This is a genomic window from Clostridium sp., from assembly GCF_051656525.1.
Taxonomy (GTDB): Bacteria; Bacillota; Clostridia; order Clostridiales; family Clostridiaceae; genus Clostridium.
Map to the genome: position 1 here is coordinate 1 of NZ_JBOGCC010000134.1, position 13766 is coordinate 13766.

Sequence of the window (13766 nt, forward strand, 5' to 3'; positions counted from 1 at the left end):
AGAACTTGGGCTCCTAACTTAAAGAAAGTTAAAGCTTTAGTTAACGGAACACCAAAAAGAGTTCACGTTTGTACTAGATGTTTAAGATCTGGTAAGGTTGAAAGAGCAATATAGTTCAAATAAAAAAATGCTTTGCATAATTTGCTAAAGCATTTTTTTTATTTCACATAAATTCTTATGTATTTATTTGCTTTTTCTAAAGAATCTTACTATTTTTGATAAAAACTTAGGTAATTTTATTGCTACTATTTTCATAAATAACCCTCCTAAAAGTATAAAATAATTTATTTCTATATATGTATATGCAATAAAAATAAATTATTTCCACTTTTATTTAGTCATTTGTAATTAATATTAATATATTTCCCTCTTTAAAGTTTATAGTTACATCTTCACCCGCTAAAAATTCATTACTTATAGCCCTAGGTTCAAAAAGCTTTAAATCATAACTTTCTAATTCATACTTTGCATTTTTTATAGAAAAATCTTTTACCACATTAGATAATGCATGAAAAGAAAGATATTTTCCATCTTCTCTCCTTATAACTTCATTATCATGCCCTAAGTAAATTCTATTATTTTCATTTTCTATAATAAGTTTTATATTGTCCTCTATACTATTTAAAAAAAGTCCTATATTCCCAAAGGTATGATCCATTCTACTTCCAATAGCTCCTAACAAATATATTTCTGAAGCCCCCATCTCTCTCCCTATATTATATCCTAGGTGAGTATCTGTATAATCTTTCTCAGTGCTATACCCTCTTACTTCAATTCCTTTTGCTCTAAAATGCTCTAAAATAGTCTTCTTACCTGAATCAAAATCACCTACAATTAGATTTGGTATTATTCTATAATGATATAATGTATTTATGCCACTATCTACTCCAATAATAAAATCAGAAATGTCCATGTATTTTTTTATTAATTCATAACTTGGTTTACTTCCACCAGTTACAATAAGAATTCTCATTACTTTGTCTTCTCTCTTAATTTATCTATATTTTCTAAAATATCGCCATTATATACAGCCGATCCTGCTACTGCTATATTTACTCCTGCTTCATATACTTCTCTTATATTCTCTTCTTTTATTCCACCATCTATCTCTATTAAAAGTTCTTTATTGTACTTTTCTTTAAGTTCTTTAAGTTCTTTTACTTTATCAATAGAGTAGTCTATAAAACTTTGTCCTCCAAATCCTGGATTAACACTCATTATTAAAACCATATCTAAATTCTTAACTAAATTTTTTAATACTCCAACTGGTGTACCTGGATTTAAAACAACTCCTGCTTTTACTCCTTTTGATTTTATATATCCTATAGTTCTGTCAATGTGTCTATCTGACTCATAATGCACTGTTATTATATCTGCTCCAGCCTCAATAAAATCATCCACAAAATTCCCTGGATTCTCTATCATTAAATGTACATCGAATATTTTATCTGTATATTTTCTTATAGCCTTTACAACTGGTGCTCCAAATGTAATATTAGGCACAAAACTTCCGTCCATAACATCTATATGAATATATTCTGCATTAGATTTGTCTAATAATTTAATTTCTTCTCCTAACCTTGCAAAATCTGCTGATAAAATTGATGGTGCTATACTAATCATTATTTATACTTCCTTCCACTTAAAATTTCTTCTAAAGTTCTTATATAAAACTCATATCTAAATTTATTTATTTTTCCCTCTTCTACAGCTTCCTTTACTGCACAATCTGGTTCTTTATAATGAATACATCCTCTATATTTGCAAGAATTATTATATTCATAAAAGTCTGGAAAATACTCTTTTAAGTTTTCCTTATCTATAAATGTTATGTCTAATGTAGAAAAACCTGGTGTATCTACAATATATCCATCTTCTACTTCTATAAGCTCGCTATGTCTTGTTGTATGTTTTCCACGCCCAAGCTTTTCACTTACTTCTCCTGTTTCCATATGTTCCCTATCAGTAAGTTTATTTATAAGGGTAGATTTTCCTGCTCCTGATGGTCCACATAAAACAGTAACATTTCCCTTTATTTCTTCTTTTAATTTTTCTAAACCAATTCCCTCTTTTGCTCTTATAAATAAAACTTCATATCCAATTTCATTTATTTTTTCCTTTAATTCATTTTTTTCTTCTTCACTTACTAAATCAACCTTGTTCAAGCATACAATTGCTTTTATATTATTACTTTCACATAAAACTAGAAATCTATTTAGTAAATCAAAGTTTAAATCTGGATTTTTAACTGCAAAAACTACAAATGCTAAATTTACATTAGAAACAGTGGGTCTTATAAGTTCAGATGTTCTATCATAAATTTTTTCTATTCTTCCTTTTCCATTTTCAATAACGATTTCAACTTCATCACCAACCATAGGCTTTAATCCTTTATACCTAAAGTTACCTCTTGCTTTGCATTCAATTATCTCATCTTCTGTTTTTATGTAATAGAAGCCGCCTATTCCTTTTAATATTTTACCTTTCATGCTACCTCCAAAATATCTTATTCTCTTCTAATATACCTCTTTTATCATTTTTTTTCTAGTTTTTTAAAAATAAAAGACAATTGAATTTACTCAATTGTCTTTTAAATTTCTAGTTATTTTTTTTACTACTGTTTGATTGTAATTTAGTATTATTTTGTGTTGCTGCTGGTTTTGAAGGTTTATCACCCTTATTATTCTCATCAGTTCCACTGTCTGGATTTGTTGGTTCAGTTGGTGGTGGTGCTACTTCTTCTTGTGGTCCTGTACTAACAACTATTGTTACTCCAGTTCCTTTATTAACATTTGCTCCAACACCTGGATTAACACTTATTACATTACCTTTAGCCACATTATCACTTGATGCTTCTTGAACATTAACTGATAAGCCTAAGTTTTCTAATGCCGATGTTGCCCCCGATTGAGAACTTCCTACTACATTTGGAATTGTAACAGTAGCTGGTGGTGTATATTTTCCAACTGTAAGTGTTACAGTTGTCCCTTCTTTAACACTTGCTCCTGCTCCTGGATTTGCAGAAAGTACTTTTCCATCTTGGCTTTGATCATTTGTATTTTGAGTTACAACATTATATTGTAAATTTACATTTGAAAGAGCTTCTTGTGCTTGACTTTGACTCATTCCAATAATATTTGGAACTATTTGGTTTACAATTTTAGGTCCAATGCTTATTGTTAAAGTAATTGGAGTTGTTTTAATTGCTTTTCCACCAATCTGTGGTGTTACATCTATAACATTTCCCGCACTTACACTATTACTATTTTCTTGATTATATAGTATATTATTAAATCCTAAACTTTTAAGTTGTTGTGTTGCTTCATCTTTAGACATTCCTCTTAAATTAGGTATAGTTATTTCTTCTGGTCCTTTACTTATAGAAACCTCTACTGTACTACCTTTTTTAACTTCTGCCCCAACTGACGGATTACAACTTAATACTGTTCCTGCTTTTGCCGAATTCGTTTCTTCTTTAAATTGTGGAACTAATCCCTCTTTCTGAAGCGCATTAGCTGAATCTGATTGAGTCATGCCAATTATATTAGGAATTTGAACATTTGTTACAGTTTCCTTTGGTTTTGAGTTTAAGAACATAAATGTTGATCCTGCTCCAATAACAATTACTATAACAGCTATTGCTATCCCTATAAGTAAATTCCTTTTACTTTTCTTTTCTTTATTATCTTCTTTATAATCAAGATCGTCCTCATCCTCTCCCTCATCCTCTTCGCTTTCATCATCTTCATCATAATAATCTTCTAACTCATCATCATTTTCATCATAATAAGCATCATCATCTTCTTTATCTTCTAGTTCTTTGATATCTTCATCTTTTACTGGTGCCATTATAATAGTTTCACTACCTACTTTAGAAGGAATAACATCTCCGTCTAATCTAGCATTTGGATTATTTTTTATCTTTTTCAAGTCTTCTATAACTTCTTTTGCAGTTGAATATCTTTTATTTACATCTTTTTCTATACATTTAAGTATTATATTTGCATAAGCTTCTGGCATACTTCTATTAAGCTCTTTTGGATTCATTGGAGCTTCTTGAATATGTTTTAATGCAATTGTAACTGGTGAATCTGCATCAAATGGTACCTTTCCTGTTATCATCTCATACATCACTATACCTAATGAATAAATATCACTTCTATAATCAACAACTGCACCTTTTGCTTGTTCTGGTGAAAAGTAATGTGCTGATCCTAAAATTGTACTTGTATTTGTAAGTGTTGCTGAATCCACTGATTTAGCTATTCCAAAATCAGTAACTTTTGCCACACCTTCACTAGTCACTAAAATATTTTGTGGTTTAATATCCCTATGAACTATTCCATTTTTATGTGCACAATCTAACGCTTTAGCTATCTGAAGTGAGATTGTAACTGCTGTGTCATAACTTAACCTTCCAAATTGATCTACAAGCTCTTTTAATGTTTTACCATTTACATATTCCATAACAATATAATTTTCATTATCATCTGAACCTACATCTAATACATTTACTATATTCATATCGGATAATTTAGCAACAGCCATTGCTTCATCTTTAAACTTATCAACAATCTCTTTATTATCCGCATATTCCTTTTTCAGAATTTTCACTGCAACGAATCTATTTAATTTATTGCATCTAGCTTTATATACAATAGCCATTCCGCCTTCGCCAATTTTTTCTAAAAGCTCATACCTATTGCCTAGTACTTCCCCATTCATATTATATATCTCCTCCAAACAACATCACAGTTATATTATCCTTGCCTCCATGTTCTTTTGCTTTTTCCACTAGTTTTTCACAAGGATTTTCTTTTTCTTCTATGAGTATTTTGTTTATCTCTTCATCACTTACCTCATTTGTAAGTCCATCTGTACAAAGTAAATATTTTTCATATTCACCTTCATCAAACATAAATGTATCTACTTCTAGATCTAAATCGGTTCCCAATGCTCTTGTTATTATATTTCTATTTGGATGTTTTTTTGCCTGTTCATAAGAAATGCTCCCCATATCAACTAATTGTTGTACTAAAGAATGATCCTTTGTTAATTTTATCATTTTATCTTCAATAATTCCAAAACATGAACTATCTCCTACATTTGCAATCACTATTTTTTTTCCAAGTCTCAATAAAGCTGTTATAGTAGTTCCCATTCCTTGCAATTCATCTGCTCTCCTAGCATAATTATAAATTTCTTCATTAGCTTTTTCAATTGCTATTTTTAAACTTTCTTCTAAATGTATATCTATTGTATCTCTAATGAATTCAATAATTTTTTCTACTGCCATTTTACTTGCAATCTCCCCAGCATTATGGCCCCCCATGCCATCTGCTATTACATAGACACCATAATTCTCAACTTCATATAATCCACAGTAGTCTTCGTTTAAACTTCTGGTACATCCCACATCACTTTTATACTCTATCATACTATTTACTCCTTAAGCTTTATTTTCCATATAGCTCCTTCTAAGTTGACCACAGGCCGCATTTATATCACTTCCCATTTCTCTTCTAACTGTTGCCTCTATTCCTGCCTCTTTTAATATTTTTGAGAATTCACTTATAGTTTTTTCAGAAGATCTTTTGAATGTATTCTCCTTTATTTCATTTACTGGAATTAAATTCACATGACATAAAATCCCCTTTAAAAGCTTTCCTAAAGCTTTTGCATCCTCTTTTCCATCATTAACATCTTTTACTAATGAATATTCAAATGTTACTCTTCTATTAGTTTCTAATATATAATTTCTACACTCTTCTAGAATTTCTTTAATTGAATATTTATTTGCAATTGGCATTATTTCTCTTCTTTTTTCATCAGTTGTTGCATGTAATGATATTGCAAGAGTTACATTTAATCCTTCTTTTGAAAGTTCTCTTATTTTTGGTACTAAGCCACAAGTCGATAATGTTATATGTCTTTGCCCTATATTAAGACCATATTCACTATTGACTTCTTTTAAAAACTTAATTACATTTTCATAATTGTCTAATGGTTCACCACTTCCCATTAAAACTATATTAGATATTCTCTCTCTTCCTACTTCAGTAGCTCTTAAGACTTGCCCTAATATTTCACCTGATGTTAAATTTCTAACTCTTCCATCAATTGTAGATGCACAAAACTTACATCCCATTCTACAACCAACTTGTGTTGATACACAAATGGTATTACCATGCTTATATTTCATTATTACAGATTCAATTAAATTTCCATCTTCTAATTTTAAAAGCATTTTTTTTGTTCCATCTAAACCTGAATTAAAAACTTCTACAACCTCAGGTATGTAAATAACAAATTCTTCTTTTAATTTTTCTTTTAAAGATTTTGGTATATTTTTCATCTCTTCAAATGAAAATACCCCATTATATATCCAAGAAAAAACTTGTTTTGCTCTAAATCCACTTTCTCCATTTTCAGTTAGGAACTCCTTAAGCTCCTTCATATTATAATCTAATAAATTCTTCATATTTTTTCCTCTTTATATTTTCTTTATCTTTGCTATGAAAAACCCATCCATGTTTTTATTTGGTAATATTGTTACCATTCCATCTTTAGTATATTCTATATTTTTCATTTTTCCAACATTTAATGGCTCTAATTCTGCATCTTTAAACTTTTCTAAAAACCATTTTACATTCTCTTCATTTTCTTTTTTATTTATTGTACATGTTGAATATACCATTATTCCACCTGATTTTAAATATTCCCATGAATTTTTCATTATTGTTCTTTGGATTTTAGTTATTAGTCCCATTGTATTTTCTCTTTTGTTCCATTTTATTTCTGGTTTTCTACTTATTATTCCGAAACCAGTACAAGGAACATCTATAAGAACCCTATCTGCTACATTTATAAGTTCCTTATTTAAAACTGTTGCATCCATTTGACTAACTTCTACATTTTCTATTCCAAGTCTTTCACAGTTTTCTTTTATTAAGTTCAATTTATTTTCATGAATATCAAAAGCCATTATTTTGCCTGTATTTTCTAACATTTCACCTATATGAGTTGTTTTTCCTCCTGGTGCACTACATATATCTAATACAGTATCTCCCTGTTGAGGATTTAATACATAGCTTGCAATCATTGCACTTTGATCTTGCACTGTACATTTTCCTTCAATAAATAATTTATTGCTTTCAACTGAGCTTCCATTTTTAATAAGGATAGCATCTTTAGCTAAATCTCCCTTTTCTATATTGTAGCCTAGTTCTTCTAATTCATTATAAGCTTCTCCAAAACTATTTTTAAGTTTATTTACTCTTATAGTTATTCCCGGAGTTTTATTTAAGCCTCTCATTATTTCTTTAGCACCTTCTTCACCATACTGCTCTATAAATAATTTTACAAGCCATGGCTCAAAGGAATACTCAAAAGCAATCTTTTCAATTTTGTTTGGAAACTTTATACTTATTTTGCCTTCTTTTTTTAAATAGTTTCTTAATATACCATTTACCAATTTAGAACTTTTAAGAGACACTTTTTTCGCTTCTTCTACAGCCTCATTACAAGCTGCATAGCTTGGAATTTTATCTAAAAATTTCAATTGATATATAGCAGCCCTTAGTATATTAAGTATTCTTTTATCCATAATACTTAAATCTCTTACAAACGATCCTATTACAATATCTAAAGTTCTCTTTCGTCTTAAAGTTCCATATACAATTTCAGTTGTTAATGCCTTATCTTTACTATTTAAATCACTTTCATTTAATTCTTTAGATAAAGCTATGTTAGAATATGCTCCATCTATTAAAACTCTATTTAATACTTTTATAGCTATGCTTCTGCTATTCATAAAATACCTCTTCTTTCATTTTATCCTAAAATCTCTGAAACCTCTATACTATGTCCATTAATATACTGCTCTATTGTTAATGGTTTACCATTTGGGAATTGAATTTTTTTAATTAAAATTTTACCTATCCTGGCTTTAACTAAAATACCATCTTTTGATACTTTCTCTATTTTTCCAAAATCTTCATTTTCTCCTTCATTAGAAAAAACTTCCGTTTCATAAACTTTCATACTCATATCTTTATATTTTGTATGAGCTATTGGCCATGGATTTAATCCTCTAACCTTATTATGAATTTCTTTTGCACTTTGTGAAAAGTCAATTATTCCAGTATCTTTATTTAACATTTTTGCATAGAAAGTTTCTCCTGATTGTTTCTCTGGAACTATAGTTTTATTTACTAATCCATCAATTGTTTGAACTAATGTATTTGCTCCTCTCTCTTTTAAAATATTATAAAGTTCACCCGCTGTCATATTTTCTGGAATTTCAACTTCATCCTTTACAAGCATATCCCCTGTATCTAATCCTACATCCATAAGCATAGTTGTATTTCCTGATACTTTTTCTCCATTCATTATGGCCCAATTTATAGGTGCAGCCCCTCTATACATCGGTAATATTGACCCATGAAGATTTATACATCCATATTTAGGTATATCTAAAACTTCTTTTGTTAATAATTGACCAAAAGCTACCACTATAATAAAATCTGGTTCCATAGCTTTAAGTTCTTCTATCATTTCTCTATCATCCTTCAGCTTTACTGGTTGAAAAACTTTAATATTATGTTTTATTGCTACTTCTTTAACTTCTGAAAAACCTAACTTCTTTCCTCTTCCTTTTTTCTTATCTGGTTGAGTAAATACTGCCATTACTCCATATTCTTCTATTAATCTTTCTAAAGATGGAACTGCAAAATCTGGAGTTCCCATAAAAACTATCTTCAAATTATTTTCCTCCTAAAATTTATAGAACTTTATCTAGGAATAAAGTTCCTTCTAAGTGGTCATATTCATGACAAATTGCTCTTGCTAAAAATTCTGTTGCTTCTAATACAAATTCTTCATTATTTTCATTTAAAGCTTTAATTTTAACATAATTTGGTCTATCTACATCCCCAAATTCTCCTGGTGTGCTTAAACACCCCTCTTCACCTATTTGGCTTCCCTTAACTTCTAGTATTTCTGGATTTATAAAAATTCTTGGTCCAAAATCATCACAAATATCTACTACGAAAATTCTTTTTAATATTCCTACTTGTGGCGCTGCAAGACCTACTCCATCAGCTTCATACATTGTATCTATCATATCTTCAATTAAAAGTAATGTTCTGTTATCAACTTTATCTACAAACTTACTCTTCTTTCTTAAAACATCATCACCATTTTTTCTTATATTTCTTATTGCCATTTTTCTTCCTCCTATAATAGACTATTTGGATTAATATCTATACTTACTCTTATATCATTATAAACACTCTTATTTAATTTATAAAGTTTATCTTTTAAGTAAAGAATTTTTTCATAATCTATTTTTCCTTTTATTATTATGCTATATCGATAATATTCTCGTATTTTCCCAAGTATACATTTTGTAGGTCCTAATATTTGAATATCATCTAAATTTTCTTTTTCTATTTCATTATATAGGAATTTCATAAAACTTTTTAGCTTTTCTTCATCTTTAGAAATACCTTTTATATATATTATTTTACCAAAAGGTGGGTAATTCATCAATTTTCTAATTCCAATTTCTTCTTTAAACATCCCTTTATAATTTCCATCTTTTGCATATTTAATATAATTATTTTCTGGATCATAAGTTTGAACCACAACCATTCCCTTTTCTTTATCTCTACCTGCTCTTCCTGCAACTTGTGTTATTAAATCAAAAGTTCTTTCTCCCGATCTATAGTCAGGTATATTTACAGACATATCAGCAGCTAGAATCCCTACTAAATGAACATTTTTAAAATCATGCCCTTTAGTAATCATTTGTGTCCCTATTAAAATATCAGCATTTCCATTTTTAAATGTATTATATATTTCTTCATAAGAATTTTTTCCTCTAGTTGTGTCTTTATCCATTCTTACTATTCTTGCCTCTTTAAAATATTTTTTAGCTTCTTCTTCAACCTTCTCTGTTCCAGCACCAAAAAACTTAACATATTTACTGTGACATTTAGGACACATTTTAACTTCATTTTCTCGTTTACCACAATAATTACAGGTTAAATACCCCTCTTTATGATAAACCATCGATATATCACACTTATCACACTTAAATACGTATCCACAACTTCTACAAGATATAAATGTTGAAAATCCTTTTCTATTTAAAAATAATATAATTTGCTTTTTATTTTCTAATGCTAATTTAATTTCTTTATATAATTTTCTACTAAACATAGAAAGATTTTTCACCTTTAATTCTTCCCTCATATCAACTATATCAATTTGAGGCATTTCTCTTTTAAAAATTCTACTTTTAAGTTCTACTAGTTCTAGTTTTTTTACTAAACTATCTGCATAACTTTCAATAGATGGTGTAGCACTTCCAAGTATATATTTAACACCTTGAACTTGCCCTAAGTATTCACATACTTCTTTAGTATCATATTTAGGATTAGTTTCTGATTTGTATGTACTCTCATGTTCTTCATCAACTATAATAAGCCCTAAATTTTTAACTGGCATAAAAATTGCGCTTCTTGCTCCTACTATAAGCCTAGTACTCCCATCTTTAGCTCTATTCCATTCATCAAATCTTTCTCCTTCTGAAAGTTTACTATGATAAACTCCAACTACCTCTTTAAATCTCTTCTTAAATCTTTCTATCATTTGAGGTGTTAATGCTATTTCAGGTACTAAAACTATTGCTGACTTCCCACTTTCTAAAGTTTCTTTTACTAGATTCATATAAATCTCTGTTTTTCCAGAACCTGTTACTCCATGAAGTAAAACTCCTTTTCTAGTAGTTTCTCTTATTTTTTTTAAAGCTTCCTCTTGTTCTACTGTAAGTACTTTCTCCTCATCATGCCCATAATCTCTAGTATTATATCTATATATGATCTCTTCTTCTACTTTTAAAATTTCTTTTTTTATTAACGTATTAACAAGATATATAGAATATCCTTTTTTATTTATTTCTGATTTAGTCAAATTATCATTTTCTTTTATAAATTCAAATAATTCCTTATAGTTTTCTTTTTCTGAAAGTTCTAATGTAAGTTCTTTATTTATTTTTATAATATTTTTTGTTTTTTCTTTTATTCCTCTTGTTATCCCTGTTGGAACTAAAACTCTTATTGCATCTATGTACTTACACAAAGTTCTCTCTCTTAGAAAATTCATCATTTTCAAATTTTCCCTTGTAAGTATGGGCTCTTCATCTAATATTTTATTAATACTTTTAAGCCTATATTTTCCTTCAAATTCTGTTTTTAATCCTATTACATATCCTTGAAGAAAACCTTTCATACTTCCAAAAGAAACACGAACTCTATGTCCCACTTCTATTTTATCTTTCATTTCATCTTTTACTTTGTATGTAAATGGTCTATCTATTTCTATTGCTTCACTATTTATTATTATCTCTGCATAAAGCTCCATTTAAAATAAACCACCCTTCTAATATAATAAGAAAGCGCTAGAAAGCGCTTTCTTTTAACTTACTTAAGTATCCTATCAAATATATTTCTTGCAACTTCACGTTTTGACATAGTTTCTAATTCATCTATACTTCCATCCCTTTTAATAATAAACACTTTATTATTATCAGACCCAAAACCTATTTCTTTAGACTTTATATCATTTGCTATTATAAAATCTAAGTTTTTCTTTTCTAGCTTTCTCTTAGCATTTTCTATTAAAGAATTACTCTCTGCTGCAAAACCTACTAATATTTGATTTTTCTTTAAACTTCCAAGTTCAAGTAATATATCTCTATCACTTGTTAACTCTAAACTTAAATCATTTCCATTTTTCTTAATCTTTTCATTGCTATAGTCTTTAGCTTTAAAATCTGCAACTGCTGCTGACTTTATAACTATATCTGCATTTTCAAAGTTTTCTAAAACTTTCTCACGCATCTCACTATTAGTTTCTATATTTATTAAATTAATATCCCTTGGACACTCAAGATTTTTAGTACCTGATATTAAAGTAACATTTGCACCTCTATCTCTTGCTTCTAATGCTATTGCATATCCCATTTTACCAGTAGAATTATTTGTTATAAATCTCACTGGATCAATATTTGCTTTTGTAGGACCTGCTGTAATTAAAACATTTTTTCCTATTAAATCCTTCTTAGGATATAATTCTTTAAGCACTCTATCAACTATAACTTCTGGTTTAGGCAACTTTCCTTTTCCTATATCTCCACATGCAAGTCTTCCTGAATCTGGCTCAATAAATTCATATCCAAGCCTTCTTAACTTCTCTATATTCTCTCTAACAATTGGATTTTCATACATATTTGTATTCATTGCTGGAACAAATATAACTTTTGCTTTTGTTGCCATAATTGTAGTTGTTAACATATCATCTGCTATACCATTTGCTATTTTCCCAATTACATTTGCTGTAGCTGGTGCTATAAGCATAATATCCGCTTCTTGTGCTAAACTTATATGTTGAATCTCCCAAGCTTTTGGCTCTGCAAACATATCAGTTATAACCATGTTTTGACTTATTGATTGAAATGTTAAAGGTGTTACAAATTTAGTTGCAGATTCAGTCATAATAACTTTAGTTTTTATATCTTTTTTTCTTAAAGCACTTACTACATCTAATGCTTTATAAACTGCAATTCCTCCTGTAACCCCAATTACAACACATTTTCCCTTAAACATGATTTACTTCTCCTCTGGAACTTCAAATTCAAATGCACCTTCATTAACTTCATTTATTGCTATCGTTAGTGGTTTGTTTGATTTTACATCAATTAATGGTTTGCTTCCTGCTATTATTTGTCTGGCTCTCTTTGAAGTTAAAGTTACTAATGTGTATCTTTCCTCCACCTTTTTTAATAAATCATCTACTGATGGATTAATCATAGAATTGCTCATGTATAAAACCCTCCTTGGAATCTAATATTTTATCTTTTATTCTATCTACTCTACATTTTTCAGTTGTTATTATAGCTTCAATTTTACTTACTGCTAAATCAACTTCATCATTTACAACTGCATAATTATATTTTGAAATATAATTAATTTCCTTATATGCAGCTTTAAATCTAGTCATTAATGATTCTGGTGTTTCACTTCCTCTATTAATGATTCTTTGCTTTAAAATTTCCATTGATGGTGGAAGTATAAAAATAAATATACCATCCTCACTATTTTCTTTTACTTTCAAGGCACCTTGTATATCTATTTCTAAAATTACATTTTTCCCACTATTTAATAATTTTTGAACATCAGTTTTAGGAGTTCCATAGAAATTCCCGTACACTTCTGCATATTCTAGAAATTCATTTTTTTCAATTTTCTCTTTAAAAGTCTCTTTTGTTAGGAAATGATAGTTTACACCATCTACTTCACCTTCTCTTGGACTTCTAGTAGTTGCAGAAACTGAAATATGTAAATCATTATGCTTTTCTAATAACGCTTTACATATAGTTCCTTTCCCTGCTCCAGATGGACCAGATATAACTAATAAAACGCCTTTTTTCATTATTCGTCTACCTCATCATCATGATCATCTTTACTTGAAAGTCTATGTGCTACTGTTTCTGGTTGAACCGCTGATAAAATAACATGATCACTATCTGTTATTATAACAGCTCTTGTTCTTCTTCCATAAGTTGCATCTATAAGCATACCTCTATCTCTTGCTTCTTGGATTATTCTTTTTATAGGTGCTGATTCAGGACTTACAATAGCTACTAATCTATTTGCAGAAACTATATTTCCAAATCCGATATTTATTAATTTTATACCCAT

The 13766-nt window shown here is 29.0% G+C and carries 15 protein-coding genes; 1 reads left to right on the plus strand and 14 read right to left on the minus strand.

The window, feature by feature from the left end; genetic code table 11:
* The coding region (locus ACRDDY_RS06710) for a large ribosomal subunit protein bL28 (RefSeq protein ID WP_438564232.1) at positions 1–114 on the plus strand (114 nt) is incomplete at its 5' end.
* Positions 115–334: 220 nt separating this feature from the next.
* Here the strand turns inward: ACRDDY_RS06710 and ACRDDY_RS06715 are convergent.
* The 14 genes from ACRDDY_RS06715 to remA form a co-directional block, all read right to left on the minus strand.
* The gene (locus tag ACRDDY_RS06715; protein WP_438564193.1) at positions 335–973 is read right to left on the minus strand and encodes a thiamine diphosphokinase; all 639 of its coding nucleotides are present in this window, start codon (positions 971–973) and stop codon (positions 335–337) included.
* A complete protein-coding gene (rpe, locus tag ACRDDY_RS06720; RefSeq protein ID WP_438564194.1) occupies positions 973–1623 on the minus strand; it encodes a ribulose-phosphate 3-epimerase in 651 nt (216 codons plus the stop codon). The genes ACRDDY_RS06715 and rpe overlap by 1 nt, the downstream gene beginning before the upstream one ends.
* Positions 1623–2489: a ribosome small subunit-dependent GTPase A gene (gene rsgA / locus ACRDDY_RS06725; RefSeq protein WP_438564195.1), complete on the minus strand. Its 867-nt coding sequence runs from the start codon at positions 2487–2489 to the stop codon at positions 1623–1625. The genes rpe and rsgA overlap by 1 nt, the downstream gene beginning before the upstream one ends.
* 109 nt (positions 2490–2598) lie before the next feature.
* Positions 2599–4725 carry a Stk1 family PASTA domain-containing Ser/Thr kinase gene (gene pknB, locus ACRDDY_RS06730; protein ID WP_438564196.1) on the minus strand — a complete coding sequence of 709 codons (2127 nt, stop codon included), beginning with the start codon at positions 4723–4725 and terminating at the stop codon, positions 2599–2601.
* 1 nt (position 4726) lies between these two features.
* The gene (locus tag ACRDDY_RS06735) at positions 4727–5437 is read right to left on the minus strand and encodes a Stp1/IreP family PP2C-type Ser/Thr phosphatase (protein WP_438564197.1); all 711 of its coding nucleotides are present in this window, start codon (positions 5435–5437) and stop codon (positions 4727–4729) included.
* Positions 5438–5449: 12 nt separating this feature from the next.
* Positions 5450–6481, minus strand: coding sequence for a 23S rRNA (adenine(2503)-C(2))-methyltransferase RlmN (gene rlmN, locus ACRDDY_RS06740; RefSeq protein WP_438564198.1), 1032 nt, complete (start codon positions 6479–6481; stop codon positions 5450–5452).
* 12 nt (positions 6482–6493) lie between these two features.
* Complete coding sequence (rsmB, locus tag ACRDDY_RS06745; RefSeq protein ID WP_438564199.1) at positions 6494–7813, minus strand: 16S rRNA (cytosine(967)-C(5))-methyltransferase RsmB; 1320 nt, start codon at positions 7811–7813, stop codon at positions 6494–6496.
* Between the two features lie 20 nt (positions 7814–7833).
* Positions 7834–8763: a methionyl-tRNA formyltransferase gene (fmt, locus tag ACRDDY_RS06750; RefSeq protein ID WP_438564200.1), complete on the minus strand. Its 930-nt coding sequence runs from the start codon at positions 8761–8763 to the stop codon at positions 7834–7836.
* A gap of 19 nt (positions 8764–8782) precedes the next feature.
* The gene (gene def, locus ACRDDY_RS06755) at positions 8783–9226 is read right to left on the minus strand and encodes a peptide deformylase (protein WP_438564201.1); all 444 of its coding nucleotides are present in this window, start codon (positions 9224–9226) and stop codon (positions 8783–8785) included.
* A gap of 11 nt (positions 9227–9237) precedes the next feature.
* Positions 9238–11427: a primosomal protein N' gene (priA, locus tag ACRDDY_RS06760; protein WP_438564202.1), complete on the minus strand. Its 2190-nt coding sequence runs from the start codon at positions 11425–11427 to the stop codon at positions 9238–9240.
* Between the two features lie 59 nt (positions 11428–11486).
* Complete coding sequence (coaBC, locus tag ACRDDY_RS06765) at positions 11487–12671, minus strand: bifunctional phosphopantothenoylcysteine decarboxylase/phosphopantothenate--cysteine ligase CoaBC (protein WP_438564203.1); 1185 nt, start codon at positions 12669–12671, stop codon at positions 11487–11489.
* 3 nt (positions 12672–12674) lie between these two features.
* On the minus strand, positions 12675–12887 hold the full coding sequence (gene rpoZ, locus ACRDDY_RS06770) for a DNA-directed RNA polymerase subunit omega (protein WP_438564204.1): 213 nt from the start codon (positions 12885–12887) through the stop codon (positions 12675–12677).
* Positions 12868–13497 carry a guanylate kinase gene (gmk, locus tag ACRDDY_RS06775; RefSeq protein ID WP_438564205.1) on the minus strand — a complete coding sequence of 210 codons (630 nt, stop codon included), beginning with the start codon at positions 13495–13497 and terminating at the stop codon, positions 12868–12870. The genes rpoZ and gmk overlap by 20 nt, the downstream gene beginning before the upstream one ends.
* Entirely contained in the window at positions 13497–13766 is a 270-nt protein-coding gene (gene remA, locus ACRDDY_RS06780) for an extracellular matrix/biofilm regulator RemA (RefSeq protein WP_002597467.1), read from the minus strand. The genes gmk and remA overlap by 1 nt, the downstream gene beginning before the upstream one ends.